The 16,312-nt window shown below is 48.4% G+C and carries 18 protein-coding genes; 16 read left to right on the forward strand and 2 right to left on the reverse strand.

The annotated features are described in order from the left end of the window. Positions 1 to 164 precede the first annotated feature (164 nt). The 7 genes from BQ7397_RS09580 (at position 165) to BQ7397_RS02545 (ending at position 8,135) form a co-directional block, all read left to right on the forward strand. A complete protein-coding gene (locus BQ7397_RS09580) occupies positions 165 to 419 on the forward strand; it encodes a hypothetical protein (protein WP_268801894.1) in 255 nt (84 codons plus the stop codon). Positions 420 to 1,207: 788 nt separating this feature from the next. Then, on the forward strand, positions 1,208 to 1,846 hold the full coding sequence (locus tag BQ7397_RS02520; RefSeq protein WP_077074614.1) for a TetR/AcrR family transcriptional regulator: 639 nt from the start codon (positions 1,208 to 1,210) through the stop codon (positions 1,844 to 1,846). A gap of 74 nt (positions 1,847 to 1,920) precedes the next feature. Next, positions 1,921 to 3,666: an ABC transporter ATP-binding protein gene (locus BQ7397_RS02525; protein WP_077074615.1), complete on the forward strand. Its 1,746-nt coding sequence runs from the start codon at positions 1,921 to 1,923 to the stop codon at positions 3,664 to 3,666. A gap of 1 nt (position 3,667) precedes the next feature. After that, on the forward strand, positions 3,668 to 5,398 hold the full coding sequence (locus BQ7397_RS02530) for an ABC transporter ATP-binding protein (RefSeq protein ID WP_077074616.1): 1,731 nt from the start codon (positions 3,668 to 3,670) through the stop codon (positions 5,396 to 5,398). 21 nt (positions 5,399 to 5,419) lie between these two features. Then, positions 5,420 to 6,001, forward strand: coding sequence for an MptD family putative ECF transporter S component (locus tag BQ7397_RS02535; RefSeq protein WP_077074617.1), 582 nt, complete (start codon positions 5,420 to 5,422; stop codon positions 5,999 to 6,001). Continuing rightward, entirely contained in the window at positions 6,001 to 6,699 is a 699-nt protein-coding gene (locus tag BQ7397_RS02540) for an energy-coupling factor transporter transmembrane component T family protein (RefSeq protein WP_077074618.1), read from the forward strand. Before BQ7397_RS02535 ends, BQ7397_RS02540 begins: the two co-directional genes overlap by 1 nt. Next, complete coding sequence (locus BQ7397_RS02545; protein WP_077074619.1) at positions 6,687 to 8,135, forward strand: ABC transporter ATP-binding protein; 1,449 nt, start codon at positions 6,687 to 6,689, stop codon at positions 8,133 to 8,135. Before BQ7397_RS02540 ends, BQ7397_RS02545 begins: the two co-directional genes overlap by 13 nt. Before the next feature lie 6 nt (positions 8,136 to 8,141). On the opposite strand, the gene BQ7397_RS02550 is transcribed toward BQ7397_RS02545, so the two are convergent. After that, complete coding sequence (locus BQ7397_RS02550) at positions 8,142 to 8,504, reverse strand: hypothetical protein (RefSeq protein ID WP_200801195.1); 363 nt, start codon at positions 8,502 to 8,504, stop codon at positions 8,142 to 8,144. 98 nt (positions 8,505 to 8,602) lie between these two features. Here BQ7397_RS02550 and BQ7397_RS02555 point away from each other — a divergent pair, with 98 nt between their 5' ends. The 9 genes from BQ7397_RS02555 (at position 8,603) to BQ7397_RS02595 (ending at position 15,256) form a co-directional block, all read left to right on the forward strand. Then, complete coding sequence (locus tag BQ7397_RS02555) at positions 8,603 to 8,893, forward strand: SdpI family protein (protein WP_077074620.1); 291 nt, start codon at positions 8,603 to 8,605, stop codon at positions 8,891 to 8,893. 182 nt (positions 8,894 to 9,075) lie between these two features. Continuing rightward, on the forward strand, positions 9,076 to 9,276 hold the full coding sequence (locus BQ7397_RS02560; RefSeq protein ID WP_077074621.1) for a hypothetical protein: 201 nt from the start codon (positions 9,076 to 9,078) through the stop codon (positions 9,274 to 9,276). A 187-nt stretch (positions 9,277 to 9,463) separates the two neighbouring features. Beyond that, positions 9,464 to 10,453, forward strand: coding sequence for a hypothetical protein (locus BQ7397_RS02565; RefSeq protein WP_077074622.1), 990 nt, complete (start codon positions 9,464 to 9,466; stop codon positions 10,451 to 10,453). A gap of 20 nt (positions 10,454 to 10,473) precedes the next feature. After that, entirely contained in the window at positions 10,474 to 11,865 is a 1,392-nt protein-coding gene (cysS, locus tag BQ7397_RS02570; protein ID WP_077074623.1) for a cysteine--tRNA ligase, read from the forward strand. Next, on the forward strand, positions 11,850 to 12,278 hold the full coding sequence (locus tag BQ7397_RS02575) for a Mini-ribonuclease 3 (RefSeq protein ID WP_077074624.1): 429 nt from the start codon (positions 11,850 to 11,852) through the stop codon (positions 12,276 to 12,278). Before cysS ends, BQ7397_RS02575 begins: the two co-directional genes overlap by 16 nt. Beyond that, positions 12,268 to 13,041 (forward strand): FAD-dependent thymidylate synthase, encoded by a 774-nt coding sequence (gene thyX / locus BQ7397_RS02580; protein WP_077074625.1) that lies wholly within the window; start codon positions 12,268 to 12,270, stop codon positions 13,039 to 13,041. Before BQ7397_RS02575 ends, thyX begins: the two co-directional genes overlap by 11 nt. Next, a complete protein-coding gene (gene rlmB / locus BQ7397_RS02585; protein WP_077074626.1) occupies positions 13,026 to 13,769 on the forward strand; it encodes a 23S rRNA (guanosine(2251)-2'-O)-methyltransferase RlmB in 744 nt (247 codons plus the stop codon). Before thyX ends, rlmB begins: the two co-directional genes overlap by 16 nt. After that, a complete protein-coding gene (locus tag BQ7397_RS02590) occupies positions 13,747 to 14,286 on the forward strand; it encodes an NYN domain-containing protein (protein WP_077074627.1) in 540 nt (179 codons plus the stop codon). The genes rlmB and BQ7397_RS02590 overlap by 23 nt, the downstream gene beginning before the upstream one ends. Before the next feature lie 181 nt (positions 14,287 to 14,467). Continuing rightward, positions 14,468 to 15,256 carry a copper amine oxidase N-terminal domain-containing protein gene (locus BQ7397_RS02595; RefSeq protein ID WP_077074628.1) on the forward strand — a complete coding sequence of 263 codons (789 nt, stop codon included), beginning with the start codon at positions 14,468 to 14,470 and terminating at the stop codon, positions 15,254 to 15,256. A 64-nt stretch (positions 15,257 to 15,320) separates the two neighbouring features. On the opposite strand, the gene BQ7397_RS02600 is transcribed toward BQ7397_RS02595, so the two are convergent. Beyond that, positions 15,321 to 16,277, reverse strand: a complete 957-nt coding sequence (locus BQ7397_RS02600) for a helix-turn-helix domain-containing protein (RefSeq protein ID WP_077074629.1) — start codon at positions 16,275 to 16,277, stop codon at positions 15,321 to 15,323. Between the last annotated feature and the right edge of the window lie 35 nt (positions 16,278 to 16,312).

The following is a 16,312-nucleotide window of genomic DNA, read 5'->3' on the forward strand; positions in this document are numbered from 1 at the left end:
CTTGGACACGCAAAAAGAAGTATCAAGAAACATTATCCCAAAGTGGAAATAAAAATCTTGCAAGGCTATGGGCACTGCGAGGAGATGACGCAAAACACGGAGGCGTATCTGACGTTTGTAAAAGAATTTTTGAATTCGGATTTATGGAATGAGAAAGATAAAAGTTGATGGATATCCTACGAGCAATACTTGACGGCGTGGCGATCGCCGCAATTTTTAATGGGGCTGTCGCAAGCTTGGCACTGATCAATCCAAGATGGTTTTTGGACTCTTATCCAAAAGCCATTCAAAAGGCAACTTCTTTACCAATGACAACGCAAGAGAAAAAGATAAATCTCATATTCACTATCGGCCTCGTTGGGATATGTTTTGTTTATTCGGTTGCGAGCCTTATGCATTCCCCAATTATTGGTTTTTAGAACTTGTTTTGGATGAGCTATATTCAGTGGAGCATCTTAAATGCAGGAGATTTTTTGCTGTTAGATTGTCTGTTATTTCAAGGAAAATATAAGAGCAAAATTGTTATTCCCGGCACAGAGGGGCACAAGGACTATGAATTTAAGAATTGGATGAAGCACTTGGCGATTTGGGAACATTTCTTGTTTGTACCCTTTTTGCTGATATCAATCATATCAGTAATCCAGGCGTTCATTATTGGAGTGTTAGTCAGATAATTCGCAATCTGTAAACCTTTTAACGATTCTTCAAACAATTTAACGATTGCTGACACCTTTTAACGATTGCTCGCCAAAGGGTACGAAAAACGTAAACAGACACACCGGCAAGAGCCACAGAAAAGCCCCAAAATCATACAAAAACCGCCACGGAAAGCAGTGACGGAAGCTCCGCAGAAAGGCGAAAATCCCTGTAAATCAAGGGATTTCGAGGTTAAACACGTGACTTACGTACCAGCGTTAAATTGTATCAAATACAGTGTCGGAATAGAGAACAAAACGCCATATTTGATACATTTTAACGGCACAGCTGCTTAGGGTACGAAACTCATACTCAGGGGTACGAAAAATAGGTATGAGGGGCACGAAAACAATTCGATAGGACAAATAGCATCACGATCATATAAAACCAGGCCTTCTTCTGGTCATAATTATTGACGTAAAAATATTTCTCTTGACAGATAGCAACAGCTGGGTGTAATGTTTATATAACTTAGTTATCTAAACAAGAGCTATTTTTGATGGGAGGATCTATGACTACAGGTAATTTTGAAGAAACTCATGCCAACATACTAAAAAGTGGTCTGGATGCCTTCTTGGAGGAAGGCTATGAAAAAGCAAATATGAGAAGAATTTGTAAATCAGCTGGCGTGACAACAGGAGCTTTCTATAAGCATTTTACAGATAAGGAAGATTTGTTTGCAAAGTTGGTAGAGCCTTTAGCAGATAGGATCAATGAAATTTATAACTACTACGAAAAAGAAAGTTTTTCCACCTACGGCACGGAGTTTCCCGTTCCCAAAGAAAAAATCTTAAAAGTTCTTGAACTCAAACAAGAAGGGACGCTTAAAAGTGTTGAGTTTTTCTATGCACATAAAGATATCTTTGAGCTTCTTATTTTTAAATCCTATGGCACAAAGTATGAGCATTTCTTAGATAAACTCATCGAAATTGAGGATCGTAATGACTGGTCGATTTTAGAGATGATCCATGGGAAAGAAAACGCGGATTCCGTTATGACCAAGCAAAGTGTCCATATCATCAATCATGCATTTTTCAACGCCATCTCTGAACTCGTTGTACACGCATCCGATAAAGAACAGCTTCTCAGTATGACAAAGACGATGTCTAATTTTTTCAATGCGGGTTGGGAAAAGTACCGCAGCCCGTAGCTCTATATTTTTTTATCCAAGAGATGACTTAGTTATCTAATTTGCTTTATATGTGATCGTGAGGAGGTAAAAACATGAAAAAACAAAGTCCCATAAAGCGTCTGTGGGAACTGGCTGCCAGTCAGCACGCCGGACTAAAACTCTCTGTGAGTCTTGCGGTACTTGGAGTTTTAGGTGGTATCGTTCCCTACGTGGCTGCGGGACAGGTTCTGACAAACTTATTTAATGGTGTGACAGACTTCAGTGCTTATATGAAAGCCTGCGTTGTCGGGCTTTTAGGCTATGCCATGAAATCCGTTCTATATTCACTGTCGCTTTCCGTTTCCCATAAAGCCACTTTTGAATTTTTACAGGAACTGCGCGAAAAAATGCTGCACAAGCTTCCAAAACTCTCGCTGGGGAAAGTAACAGCGACACCCAGCGGTGAATGGAAGCAGCTCATTGTAGATCAGGTGGAAAGTTTGGAGCGTCCGGTTGCTCATCTTATTCCGGAAATGACGGCAAATATGGTGGGGCCGCTCTGTATTTTGATTTATCTCATTGTACTGGACTGGCGCATGGCACTGTTATCTTTGGTATCCATCCCGATCGGAATGTTTTTTATGAGTATCATTATGAAAAGCTACGGCAAGCAATATGCCGGCTCGGTCCAGGTTGGCGCTCAGATGAATGCCGCTATTGCGGAATATGCCGGAGGCATTGAAGTTATTAAAGCTTTCAATCAAGGAGAGAGCAGCTATCATAAGTTTTCCGAGAAAATTTTCGCAAATGCCCAATACTACTACGACTGGATGAAAAGCGTTCAGTTCTTAATGTCGATGTCTAAATCGATACTTCCTACAACGCTGCTTGCTGTTTTGCCGGCAGGATATCTTTTTTATCAAAGTGGAAGTTTGGACGGAGGAACATTTTTGACGACGGTGATCCTCTCTTTCTCCCTTTCGGGCCTTTTGATGGCTGCCATGAATTTTGTGGACAGTTTGGCTCGGGTGGGAACGGTTGTCGGTCAGATTGATGCGCTCTTAGCTGCCGAAGAGCAGCAGCATGAAAAACACCCGATATCGTTCAACAAACACGACATTGTTCTCGATCATGTTTCTTTTTCCTATGAATCCGGTGAAGATGCCAAAGAAATTATTCATGATGTTTCTTTAAGCATAAAAGACGGGAGCTTTAATGCATTTGTAGGTCCATCCGGCGGCGGCAAATCGACCTTAGCAAAACTGATAGCCGGCTATTGGGATGTGGAAAAAGGAAGCATCGCTATCGGTGGCATCAATGCGAAAAAGGTTCCCTTAGAACAACTCTATAATAGCGTTTCCTTTGTATCTCAGGATAATTTTCTCTTTAACGAAAGCATTCGCAACAACATTCGCATGGGTTGCTTGAGTGCTACGGATGAAGACGTGGAGCACATTGCGAAGCTCTCGGGCTGTCATGACTTTATTGAGAATCTGGAAAACGGTTATGACACGATTGCAGGAGAAGGAGGCACTCATCTTTCCGGAGGTGAGCGTCAGCGGATTTCTATTGCGCGCGCCATGCTTAAAGATGCCCCGATTGTCATTTTCGACGAAGCAACAGCATACATTGATCCCGAGAATGAAGTGCTGATGCAGCAAGCACTGGGACAACTTGTTGCGGGGAAGACCGTTATCGTAATCGCTCATAGACTTTCCACCATCACGGGAGCCGATCAAATCTTCGTCATAGAAGAAGGAAAAATCGAAAATCATGGCACACATCAAGAGCTGCTTGAAAAGTCAAAGCTCTATCAAAGTATGTGGCTTGCTCATGTAGGCGCGAAAGGAGGCAAATAACATGTTGAACGCACTGAAAAAAATAGGACATTTTGCCGGAGAGGAACAGGGCAATATTAGAAAGTCCATCGCCGTTTCCTTTCTTTTTGCCATTTTCTATATGTTTCAAATTGGTGCTGTTTACTTTGTCATCTTAGGGATGCTGGGAAAAGATATCGGCATAAACCCTGCTCTTTCGGCACTCCTTTTTCTCCTTATCAGCATCTTCGGACGTGCTCTTACCAACTACTTTGCTCAGCTCGAGCAAACGCATGCCGGCTACTTCATGGTGGCTCGGCAGAGACTTGCGGTCGCAAACAAAATGAAGACCGTGCCTATGGGCTATTTTGATGAAGCAAACATCGGCAATATTGTAGGAACGCTTACTACGGTTCTCGGTGATGTAGAAAACACAGCTCCGGTTGTGCTGATCAATATCATGGGAGGCTTTCTCAATGCTTTTGTGTTTACTTTAATAACCTTGATCTGGGATTGGCGTATCGGTCTCATCGTTATTGTCGGTACACTGATTTATTTGTGGGTTACCTCGGCGATGGAGAAAAAGACGGCACATCTTGCACCGAAACGCCAAGAAGCGCAAGCAGAACTGGTGGAAGCCGTCCTTGAACAGATTAAGGGAATGTCCATTATTAAATCCTTTAATCTGACAGGGAAAGGTGATAAAAAGGTTCATGCGGCAATTCGTCGTAACAAGAAGACCAACCTTGCTATTGAAAAAATGTTTACGCCTTACAATATGGCCCAGGATTTTGTGCTAAAGCTCTTTAGCATTTTGATTATCGTTGTAGCTATTTACCTTTACGTGCAAGGAACTATGCTTCCGGAAAATGCTCTGATGTCCGTTATCATTTCCTTTATGATTTTTGCCCAGATTGATTCCGCCGGTTCATCTATGGCTGTTTTGCGTGTGGTATCCAGTTCTATTGATCAGGTAGAAAACCTAAAACAGATGCCGGTTATGGATATTCATGGTGAAGACATCCGTCCGAAAAAAGCCTCCATAAAGGTAGCAAATATTGACTTTTCGTATGGAAGCAAAGAAATTTTGCATGATGTAAGCTTTACCGTTCCGGCAAAAACAACCACGGCCATCGTAGGCCCTTCTGGATCCGGGAAAACAACGGTTTGTAATTTAATTACCCGTTTCTGGGATGTCAATGCAGGAAGCATCAAAATTGGAGGACATGATATTCGGGACTATACGTTGACCTCTTTGATGGATCAGATCTCTATGGTGTTCCAAAGCGTCTATTTGTTCCAAGACACCATTGAAAACAATATCAAATTTGGAAACATGAATGCCACGCATGAAGAAGTCGTTCAAGCTGCTCAAAAAGCAGCTTGCCATGATTTTATCATGAGTCTGCCGGAAGGCTATAAAACGGTAATCGGAGAAGGCGGTGCATCTCTTTCCGGTGGTGAAAAACAGCGTATCTCTATTGCAAGAGCCATCCTCAAAGATGCACCCATCATCATATTCGACGAAGCAACAGCCAATGTCGATCCGGAAAACGAAGATAAGCTTCAGCAGGCTATGAACAGCTTAATGAAAGATAAAACCATCATTATAATTGCTCATCGCTTGAAAACAGTTGAAAACGCCGATCAAATTTTAGTGATTGATGAAGGCAAAGTAGTGGCGAGTGGTACACATAACGAACTTGCCGCCAAAGACGGTATTTATTCCAGGTTCCTTCAGGCTCGGAAAACGGCTGAGTCTTGGAAGATATAAAAAGCATTTAAGGAGGATTTTATGAAACTTAAAAATGTGGTACAAATTGCAGTGCTTGGAGTCATTGGCTTTGTTCTGGCTATGGGCATCGGTATGCTCACGGGGCTTTTAGGCGTGGTTTCACTTTATGTATCCGCAGGATTTGGCGCTTTCTTTGTCGCGCCGGTCTATGTCATCATGGCACGCAAGGTGCAAAAGCGAGGTGCATCGTTTCTCTTTTGGCTGATTATCGGTCTCTTATACATTGCAATGGGCTATTGGATTGCAACACCGATTTGTGTTGTTGCCGGTATCATAGCTGAACTGATTGTAGGTGATTACAGCAATAAAAACCGTATTGCCATAGCTTTCAGCGCATCAATGTTTATTTACGCCATGCATCCGATTTTATTTGTTGTGTTGTTGGGTGCCGAAAACATTGCACGCTTTGTCAGCAGCATGAGTTTAGAGCAAGCGCAAATGATGGTGGCCAGCTATACCGGAAATGTAATAGTGATTTGCGTTTTGGTAAACATTGTTTTGGAGCTTATCGCCGGCCGCTTCGGGCTTTTCATCAATAACAAGTTTTTTGAAAAGAATAGTAAACAAAGCAGGCTTAGCTGATGATAAAGAAATCAGCTCTAAAGAAAAAGGAGGAAGGACAGCTGCATCCGTTTACGCTCTTCGCGCTTACGATTCTGGTGTCCTTCCAGGTCTTTTTTGGCAATCAAACGGTCTATTGGGCTGTGCTTGTTCTGACGTTGTTGATTGCTTTAAATGCCTCGACAGGTCTCTTCCTTAGACAGATTATTGTTTTTTCTGTTTCCTATGGCATGATGTATCTATTGGCCTTCGCTGATTTGGGATATGTCACAGGCATTTTTATAGGACTTTTTGCACTCATTGCCCGCTTCATACCGATCTTTAATATTGGCATTGTATTGATTCTTACCAGCCCATCGAAAATCTTAGCCTGTTTTCGCAAGCTTCATATACCCAACACCGTTAGTGTAGCCATGATTGCAGCTTTGCGTTTTATGGATGAAATTGGCCTGCGCTTGCATGAGATTCGAAACGGTATGAAAATCCGCGGCTTTCATGCTTCCCTTTTGCATCCCGTCCGCACTTTTGAGCTGTACTTTGTTCCTTTGGTATATAAGTGTCTGCATGTCAGCGAAACGCTTGTCTCTTCAATTATTGCCAAAGGTATCGAGTATGAAGGAGAAAAAACCAGTTATTATGATATGCGCTTTAAATTCGCAGATGGCATCAGCTTGTTTGCCGGCGTGGCGCTTTTGGGAGTTGCACTATGGACATCATGAAAGTCAATATTGAGCGCTTCACCTATCAAGGAGCAGAAAAGTCATCTTTGCATGCTATTCATTTTGCGATCGCACCGGGAAAACTGGTCGTACTCACCGGTAATTCCGGCTGCGGAAAAACAACGCTTACCAGAGTGATGAACGGACTCATACCGGATCAGTATGAAGGCACACTGGATGGCAAAGTCACATTATTGGATCAAAATCTGCATGATTTTAAGACGGGTACCTTGGCTAAGGTCATCGGCAACGTATTTCAAAATCCATCCGATCAATTATTTACCCGCAAGGCAGAAGATGAGGTCGCCCTTGTCGGAGAGAACCTCGGCATGCCGCAGGCGGAATTGAGAAAACGGGTGAAGAAAGCTTTTGAGTACATGAGCATTGCTCACTTAATGGATAAAAATTTGAATGAACTTTCCGGCGGAGAAAAACAGCGGGTAGCTATTGCCTCTACCTTAGTTTATGACACAAAGATTATTTTCTTTGATGAGCCTTCAGCTTCCCTTGATCAAGAAGGTATCCGAGATTTGCAAGGCATCCTGAAATTGCTCAAAGCGTCGGGTAGAACCATCATCATCGCCGAACACCGACTATATTTTTTGGAGGATCTCTACGATAAGCTCTATGTCATGAAAGACGGAACTTTTATCAAAGAATTTGATGCGGGCGAACTAAAATCATCCGATTGTAAATACTTGGGACTTCGAGCGATAGATTTTTCCGCACTTGTTCCGCACAACACGACAAAGACAGGTGAGCGTGTTTTTTCTGCGAAGGATGTTCATGTCTCTGTAGGCAAAAAAGAACTCATCTCGAATTTATCCTTTGACTTACATTCCGATGAAATCATGGGGATTGTCGGCACAAATGGTATCGGAAAAAGCAGTTTAGGTCGTGTTCTCTGCGGACTTGCCGGCAAGAAGCAAGATATTTCATGGGGAAAAACTCAGCGAGAACGACTGAAAAATGCCTACTACATGATGCAGGATGTAGACTACCAGCTGTTTTTTGATACCGTAGAAAACGAGGCGCTCGCGAACGGCAAAAAAATAAGCGATGCTTATTTGGCAGAGGTTTCTTGGATCATTAAGCATATTGATCTTTGGAATAAACGCAGCGAGCATCCGCAAAACTTATCCGGCGGGCAAAAGCAAAGGCTGGCTCTCGCCAATGCTTTTTTGAGTGAAAAGCAAATTCTTATTTTGGATGAGCCGACCAGCGGTTTGGATTACATGCACATGGATAAAATCGCCGAGCTTATCTTTGAACTTGCCAAAGGTCGCCCGACACTTATTATTACGCATGACATCGAACTATTACTGAAAGTCTGCCGGACGGTCCTTCTGATCAAACAAGATGGATATGAGAAACTTGATTTACAGACGGCAGAATATCATAAGCTCATTTCTTATTTTGAGCAGATGATGAAATAACGGCGGCTAAGAGCAAATCTCGCTGCCATTTCTGAAGGTTATGCGGATATCTTCTTTGCTGAATACCGTGATATGATCTACAAGAGCACAGAAGCTCTGTTCGTCGAATGTTTGCAGAAGCCTGTCTTGTTTTTGTAGCTGATTCAGGCAGAACTTGATATCGGCTTTGGTCGCCTGCATCTTTTTGAGCTTTCCTTCGACCTTCGCTAAGGCCGCCTTTTTTTCATTGTAGAAGCGTTCCAGATCTTCGTACTTTGCTTGGTACTCGCTCTGGTCTTGCGGGATGGCAGCATTTTGGCGGATAAGGTCTTCGATCATCTTGGTACAGACATCCATCTCACTTTCCAGCTTTGCTTTTTCGCCTTCCAAGGTATGAGTATCATAAACGCCTCCGACAATCTCTTGAAAGCTATTAAGAATCTCATCTTTATTCTCTATGAGCTTGTTGGTCGCAGAAAGGAGGGCTTATGAAATTTAAACCGGCCGTGGCTTTCGCCGTATTTTTAATTCCCGGGATCATGGTCTTTTTCGGTCGCCTTATGGGAGACCATCCGCCGAAAACCATCAACGGAGCCTACGGCTACCGCACCTCCATGTCCATGAAAAATCAGGATACTTGGGACTACGCCCAGGCCGCCTTTGCCGAGCGGTGGCGGAGATGGGGGCGGGGTTCTGGCCCTGATCACCCTGATTGTTTTCATCGTCGCCCTTCGCCGGCCGGCCCTTGCGGAGGGGATATGCTACTACACCGCTTTTGAAGCCGCCTTCCTCTTGGCCTCCGTGGTCGCCACGGAAATCGATCTGCGCCGCAACTTCGACGAAAGGGGACAGCGGCGAGACGATTGATCTTTCGACCAAGGGATCCTAAATGGCCGCGCCGGGTTTAAAGATACTTATTTTCAGGTATAAATATAAAAGAGCAACAAATAAAGAGGACAATATGTTAAAAGATAAAGTATGTGTGGTCACCGGGGGTACCTGTGGCATCGGTCACGCCACGCTGAAAAACGGCATCTTTGTCGGCGACTGCAGGGAAATGAACCGCACCATCGGCCGCCGCTTCAACAAAGAATTCGTCCGCTACAACACGGAAAAGAATAAGGGCAACGGCAAGATCCCCGAAATTTTACGCCGCCAATAATCATAAAACCATATAGTTTGAAGAAATCGAGTGAGCATCTGCTTGCTCGATTTTGCCTTTCATAGGTTCTGCTCGGGGAAAAGGCGAGGAGTCAGAAAAGATAGGCTTATAATGGGGTTTGATATAGAGTTCCCCCTGTTTTAATGATAAAATGGATAGAGTAAATTTAGAAATGGAGAAAGAACAAATGAACAAAAATTATATGGTAAACGAAATTAAAAATGAAATGAAAGCCTGTATCGACGGCATCGGCGGAGAAAATCTTTACGAGCGCCGGGGCCGCATGGAAAAGCTCTTCGATTTAATGGAGCTTTTGCTGGATATCGACACGGAATCCGGCTTCGACAGCCGCGTTCCTGCAGCCGATGACGACGATAAGGTCTACGTGGGCCGCGTTCACCTGCGCCTGGGCGGCGGCACCTTGGGCGAAGACAATGTGTTCATCCCGGAGAAAGTGCTGCGGATGCAAAACATCGGCGAAGGGGACGAGGTTCGGGCCAAGGTGGTGAAGCAGGTTTACAACAACAATCACCTGAAAAATATTTATAATTACGAGCTGCTGGAAAAGGCCGCGGAGGTCTCTGAAAGCGAACGCCGCACCATTGCCTACGCGCGGGTGCTCTACGATCCCGAATTAAGCGGCCTTTACATCGAAGGCGAAGGCGACGACGGCGTGATCCGCGTGAATTTAGAAGACGTAAGCCTGGGCAATTTAAATGTAGGCGAAGGCGACATTATCGACTACGCCTACTGGCAACGGGATCCCGAAGGGGGCCGTGTCATTTGGATCCACAATATGGACGGGGACGATGTGCTCACCGGGGACTTCGACGGCGAAGGCGCCATGGTTGAGGACGACGACTTTCTCGAACATCTTGAGCTCGCCGTCTTCGGCCAAGGCCCGGTCGTGGCGGATCACGTGGAGGCATTAAACAAAGCGGGAAGCGATGCGGTCCTTATGGAAGATGGATCTCGTGAAAACATCGAGAGCTCTTTAGACGATGCGGATCTGGTCCTCGTCTATCTGAACTCCGTGGCTCCCGCCGATGTGAAGCGCATTCGCGACGAAGTGGACAAGCGGGACATGGACGTCCTGTTTATTCAAGACGAAGATTTCGACAATATTCTGGCCGCCATTCACGATAAATTGGAAAACAGCTATTACTTTGATATTTAAGGCGAAGAAAGGGGACAATCGTGAAATTATTTAATTCCATGACGAGGCAAAAAGAGGAATTCAAGCCAATCGACGACAAGAAGGTGCGCATGTATAATTGCGGACCTACGGTCTACAATTTCATTCACGTGGGAAATGCCCGTCCCTTGGTGGTCTTCGACACCTTGCGCCGCTACTTTATTTACAAGGGCTACGACGTGGATTTCGTCGTGAACTTTACGGACATCGACGACAAGCTCATTAATCGCGCCAAGGACGAAGACACTACCGTCTCCGCCATTGCCGAGCGCTACATCGGCGAATTTATGCAAGACGCCAACGGGCTGAACCTGTACACCTACAAGACCACCAATCCACGGGCCACGGAATTTATCGAGCCCATGTTGAAATTTGTGGAGGGCCTGGTGGAAAAGGGCGCGGCCTATCCGGCGGACGGCGACGTGTACTTCGACATTACCAAGGCCAAGGACTACGGCAAGCTTTCCGGTAAAAACATCGACGAGCTCCAAAGCGGCGCCCGCATCGAAGTGAACAGCGCCAAGAAAAATCCCGGCGACTTCGCCTTGTGGAAGGGCAAGAAGGAAGGGGAACCCTTCTGGCACAGCCCCTGGGGCGACGGCCGTCCCGGCTGGCACCTGGAATGCTCCGTCATGGCAAAAACCCTGCTGGGCGACACCATCGACATCCACTCCGGCGGCGAGGATTTACAGTTCCCTCACCACGAAAACGAAATCGCCCAATCGGAAACCCTGACGGGCAAGACCTTTGCCAATTACTGGCTCCACAACGGCATGATCACCGTGGACGGCACGAAGATGAGCAAGTCCTTGGGCAATTTCTTTACGGTGCGTGAAGTGGCCAATGTATTCGATCTGGAAGTGCTGCGCTTCTTCCTTTTAAGCGCCCACTACCGCAGCCCCATTAACTACTCCTACGACGCCATGGAGCAAACCAAGGCGGGCCTGGATCGCCTCTACGGCGTCAGAGACCACATGGAGCAGCTCTTAAAGGGCGAGCTGGAAGCCGGCAGCGACGCCGATTTCGACGCCGCCGTGGACGGCGAAAGGGCGGAATTTATGGACGCCATGGACGACGACTTAAACACCGCCCGTGCCACCGGCGCTCTCTTTACCCTGGCTCGGGACATTAATTCCTTTATCGCCAAGGGGCCGAAGAAGGACAGCCTGCAAAAGGCCTACGACACCTTTATGGAGCTGGCAGGCGTATTGGGCATTCTCTATCGCCGGGAAGAAGGCGACGAAGACAGCGCCATCGAAGCCTTGCTTGAAGAGCGCAAGGCCGCTCGCGCCAACAAGGATTTCGCCCGGGCCGATGCCATTCGCGACGAACTCTTCGAAAAAGGCATCGCCATCGAAGACACGAGAGAGGGCACTCTGTGGAAGAGGATTTAAGAGGATATTTTTCCGCGCCCCAGTGGACGGAAGCCGAGGCGAGGGGGCAAAATCCCCTCGTTCTTGCATACATAGGGGATTGCGTTTACGAGCTTTTCGTCAGAAGCCGGATTTTGCACCGAAACGAAAAGGTGGCCCGCCTGCACCGGGCCTCGGCGAAGCGGGCCAAGGCCTCGGCGCAATCGGCCCTTGCCGACAGCTTAACGGATTTTTTTACGGAAGAAGAAGCCGCCGTCTTTCGCCGCGGGCGCAACGCCCACCCGAAGACCATGGCGAAAAACGCCTCCATGGTCGATTACCGCAAGGCCACGGGGCTGGAGTGTTTAATCGGCTACCTCTACGGCTCGGGAAACACGGCGCGGCTGTTGGAGTATTTTAACGAGATTGAGAGGATTTGGGAGAATGAAGGTTAAACTCATCGCATACACCCCGGATGGGGCGGCTACCATCGCCAAGGCGGCCAAGCTTTGCTACTCGCCGGTGGGCGTGGAGGCCATCGAAGAGAAATTGGACGAGGCGGAAGTCGGCCGCTTCGTCGCCATGCTCGCCGACATGGGCCACGAATCGCCTATGGAACACATCAGCTTCACCTTTGCCGTGGAAGGGGTGAGCCGGGTCTTGACCCATCAACTGGTGCGCCACCGCCTGGCCAGCTACTCTCAACAATCCCAACGCTACGTGCGCCTGGATCAGTTCGAGTACATCATCCCCAAGGCCATTGAAAAAGATGAAGCCGCCAAGGCCCGCTTTATTCAAAGCATGGAGGATGCCGCCAAGGCCTATGAAGAGTTGGCCGACGAGCTGAAGGCGGGCTATGTGAACGAGCTTACGGATCAGGGTATGGACGAGAAGAAAGCCGCCCGCATGGCGGAAAAGCGCGCCATCGAGGATGCTCGCTACGTCCTTCCCAACGCATGCGAGACGAAAATCGTCGTGACCATGAACGCCCGCAGCCTCATGCACTTTTTCACCATGCGCCTCTGCGAGCGGGCTCAGTGGGAAATTCGCGACATGGCCCTCGCCATGTTAAAAGAAGTCATCGCCGTGGCGCCTGAGGTCTTCAGACAGGCGGGCCCCGCCTGCGTCACGGGCCCCTGCCCGGAAGGCGCCATGACCTGCGGCAAAATAAAGGAAGTCCGCGCCTTTTACAAGGAGGAACTATGGAAACGACCATGATCTACGGCAGAAACCCGGTCTTGGAAGCCTTGGACAAAATGCCCGATAAAGTTTACATTCAAAAGGGTGCCAAAGACGGCTCCATGAAAAAAATTCGCGGCCGGGCCAAGGAACTGGGCATCTACATTCAGGAGCGGGAAAAATCCCGCCTGGACGAAATGACGGGCGGCCAAAACCATCAGGGCGTCGTGGCATTTATTTCCGACTTCACCTACGGCAGCGTGGAAGACATGCTGGCCCTGGCGGAAGAAAAAAGTGAGGATCCCCTGATCGTGCTCTTAGACGGCATCGAAGATCCCCACAATCTCGGCGCCATTATTCGCTCCGCCTACGCCATGGGCGCTCACGGCGTCGTCATCCCCAAGCATCGGGCCGCCGCCGTGAACGGCACCGTCTATAAGACCTCCGCCGGGGCGGTGGATCACATGATCGTGGCCAAGGTCACCAATATGAACCGCACCATCGACGATTTAAAGGCGAAAAACATTTGGGTCTACGGCGCCGACGGGGGGCAGGCTCCCCTTTACGAGGCGGATCTCACCGGGCCCGTCGCCATCGTCATCGGCAACGAAGGCAAGGGCATGGCGCAAAAGACCAAGGAACACGTGGACAGCCTCCTCTCCATTCCCATGGAAGGCGGCTTCGATTCCCTGAACGCCTCCGTGGCGGCGTCGATCTTCCTCTACGACATTCAAAGGCAAAGGCATGGCAAGGCAAAGAGTCTATAGGCGAGGAGGACGCTACCTCTTCGTCGACGGCTACAATATCATCAACTCCTGGGCCGATTTCGAAGGCCTCGTGGACGAGCACCTGGAAGAGGCGCGGGAGCTCTTGGTGGACATATTGGAGGAATATGCCGCCACGGAGCACCTCTACATCATCCTCGTCTTCGACGCCTATCGGGTGAAGGGCCACGGCGGCACCGTGGAAAAAAAGGCCCATATGGACGTGGTCTTTACGAAAGAAACCGTCACCGCCGACCGCTACATCGAAAGCGAAATCGCCGCCATGGGCAGGGTGCGGGATGTGACCGTGGCCACCAGCGACTTTGTGGAGCAGCAGATCATCCTGGCGAGAGGCGGCAAGCGCATCAGTTCCAGAGAGCTGGAAATGCTGGTGAACCGCTCCAAAACCGTGACGCGAAAGGAAGCCAATCGCATTCGCACGAAAAAAGGCAACGCCCTGGCTATGGACGAGGAAAACAAAAAAAAGCTGGAAGATTTGCGCCGGCGTCTGGAAAAATAAAGGAGAAACGGAAGGGGAAGCCCTTTCGTTTTTTTGTGAGGGAAAATTCACATTTCTTTTTCTCGAAAAGCCTTGTTTTTCCGTTGAAGGGAGAGTATGCTCGAATTGATCGTAAAACACAGATCGATTCGCAGGTGAGCGAAGCGATCGACGCCAAAAATTTTGGCATAAGGAGGCAGTCATGAAAAAATTATCCGTCTTCCTGTTGGCTCTCGTCATGATCCCGACCGCGGTATTTGCCGAAGGGTCCGGAGCAGGCCTACACTGTTTCTTAAAGGGAAAAGCCCTTGAATCGGGAGCTTCCTTTATTCAGGACAACCGCACCTTTGCGTCGGTGAACCTGTTGAAAAAAGATGGCTTCGACATTACCGTCGACGGCAAGACCATCGCCATTAAGGACAAAGACCGCACCATCACCATGGCAACGGGAGAAAAAGAATACCGCGCCGATGCGGCGAAATTTGCCATGGATGTAGCGCCCTTTGAAAAAGACGGAGAAGTTTACCTGCCCCTGCGTTACGTATCGGAAGGCTTCGGCATGAAGGTCACATGGGATGAAGACAAGAGTGTGGCATGCCTGGGTGATTACACGGAAGAAATGGCCTTTGGCGGCGAAGAACGCATGACGGCGAAGGACGGTTTTTCCTTCGTGATTCCCGAAAAATACAAAAACTATTTCGTCACCGAAGACGACCGCAGCGAAATCCGCTTCTACGACAAAGCCAATTACAGAAAAACCGACCACGTGGGTCTTATCGGCACCATGGTTAAAGTGACGGATCCCACGGAAGCCAAGGGCCCCATGCTTCTGTTAAGCCCCGTGCCCGGCGGCTACTTGATCTTTACCTACGCCGAAGTCACCGGCATGAAAAATGTCGAAGACGAAAATCTAAAACAACAATACGAACAATCGAAGGCCGCCCTCGCGGAAGTATTAAAGACCGTGGATGCCACGGAACACATCGAATAAAGAAAAGACCTGTGTGGAAAACTCCACGACAGGTCTTTTTTTGTGCTTTTCATAGGATAGGCGTCTATTCTTCCCGAGACAAATCCCGCGACTCCGCCAGGCTTGCGGCGATGAATTTGATGAAGAGGGCGGCGGGCCAAATAATCCACGTGTATTGCCACTTTCCGGTGTAAAACGACGCGCCCAGGTAAATCATAAGGATCAGGAGGTAATAGGCCCGAGCCGCGGGGGAGTAGCGTCGCCGGGCGATTTTCTTGCGGCGAGTAAAGCCGCCCTGCTCCAAAATTTTTTCGAAGCCTTCCTCTATGACGGCGGTGCGCACGATAAGATAGACGCCGAAGGCCACGATACACAGAGTCGCGGCGAGGCCCACGGCGATGCGACCGTCGTCGTTTGTAGCGGAGGAGATGAGCAAGGGAGCGGCGGAGAGAATACAGAGCACGATCCCCGCGCCCAGATTGCGTCGGTGCAGGGGAGCGTAGTCGTCTCTTCGCTTCTTCATGGCACCGTCGACGCCGTAGGCCGTGTCGATGGGATCGTCAAAGCGTCGGAAATCTTCCGGCGTTTTTTCGCCGCCGACCAAAAGAAAGACGCCGGCCGCCACGACGGCGAGGGTGCCGATGGTGCCCAGGACGTAGGCGCCGTCCGTGTCCTTAATGCCGCTCAAGACCACGGGCAGGGCGGAGAGGATGAAGAGGCTCACGGCGAGGGCGACTCTCGGCGCCCGGGCGACGAGGTGGTTCATGTAGGCGTCGGCATCTTCCAAGGTCACCGAGGAGAGTGTCTCTTCCGTAGAAAGGTCGGTCACCTCATCGGCCGTGGTCATGGAATCCAAGAGCAGGAAATCCGTGGACACGTGAAAGTATTTGCTGATTTCGATGATCTTCGCCATTTCGGGCATGGCGCCGGCGCCTTCCCATTTCGATATGGACTGGCGGGATACGCCCAGGGCTTCGGCCAAGGCTTCCTGCGTGAGGCCGGATTTTTTTCGCAGATAGACGAGTTTTTCAGAGAATAACATGATGCGCTCCTTTTCTTTTTCAGCATTGTTTTCTA

Source organism: Aedoeadaptatus urinae, from assembly GCF_900155585.1.
Taxonomy (GTDB): Bacteria; Bacillota; Clostridia; order Tissierellales; family Peptoniphilaceae; genus Aedoeadaptatus; species Aedoeadaptatus urinae.

What these genes read in the sequence shown, in the direction of transcription:
- BQ7397_RS02520 (WP_077074614.1), top strand. Translation starts at nt 1,208, where the DNA reads ATGACTACAGGTAATTTTGAAGAAACTCATGCCAACATACTAAAAAGT.
- BQ7397_RS02525 (WP_077074615.1), top strand. Translation starts at nt 1,921, where the DNA reads ATGAAAAAACAAAGTCCCATAAAGCGTCTGTGGGAACTGGCTGCCAGT.
- BQ7397_RS02530 (WP_077074616.1), top strand. Translation starts at nt 3,668, where the DNA reads ATGTTGAACGCACTGAAAAAAATAGGACATTTTGCCGGAGAGGAACAG.
- BQ7397_RS02535 (WP_077074617.1), top strand. Translation starts at nt 5,420, where the DNA reads ATGAAACTTAAAAATGTGGTACAAATTGCAGTGCTTGGAGTCATTGGC.
- BQ7397_RS02540 (WP_077074618.1), top strand. Translation starts at nt 6,001, where the DNA reads ATGATAAAGAAATCAGCTCTAAAGAAAAAGGAGGAAGGACAGCTGCAT.
- BQ7397_RS02545 (WP_077074619.1), top strand. Translation starts at nt 6,687, where the DNA reads ATGGACATCATGAAAGTCAATATTGAGCGCTTCACCTATCAAGGAGCA.
- BQ7397_RS02555 (WP_077074620.1), top strand. Translation starts at nt 8,603, where the DNA reads ATGAAATTTAAACCGGCCGTGGCTTTCGCCGTATTTTTAATTCCCGGG.
- BQ7397_RS02560 (WP_077074621.1), top strand. Translation starts at nt 9,076, where the DNA reads ATGTTAAAAGATAAAGTATGTGTGGTCACCGGGGGTACCTGTGGCATC.
- BQ7397_RS02565 (WP_077074622.1), top strand. Translation starts at nt 9,464, where the DNA reads ATGAACAAAAATTATATGGTAAACGAAATTAAAAATGAAATGAAAGCC.
- thyX (WP_077074625.1), top strand. Translation starts at nt 12,268, where the DNA reads ATGAAGGTTAAACTCATCGCATACACCCCGGATGGGGCGGCTACCATC.
- rlmB (WP_077074626.1), top strand. Translation starts at nt 13,026, where the DNA reads ATGGAAACGACCATGATCTACGGCAGAAACCCGGTCTTGGAAGCCTTG.
- BQ7397_RS02590 (WP_077074627.1), top strand. Translation starts at nt 13,747, where the DNA reads ATGGCAAGGCAAAGAGTCTATAGGCGAGGAGGACGCTACCTCTTCGTC.
- BQ7397_RS02595 (WP_077074628.1), top strand. Translation starts at nt 14,468, where the DNA reads ATGAAAAAATTATCCGTCTTCCTGTTGGCTCTCGTCATGATCCCGACC.
- BQ7397_RS02600 (WP_077074629.1), bottom strand. Translation starts at nt 16,277, where the DNA reads ATGTTATTCTCTGAAAAACTCGTCTATCTGCGAAAAAAATCCGGCCTC.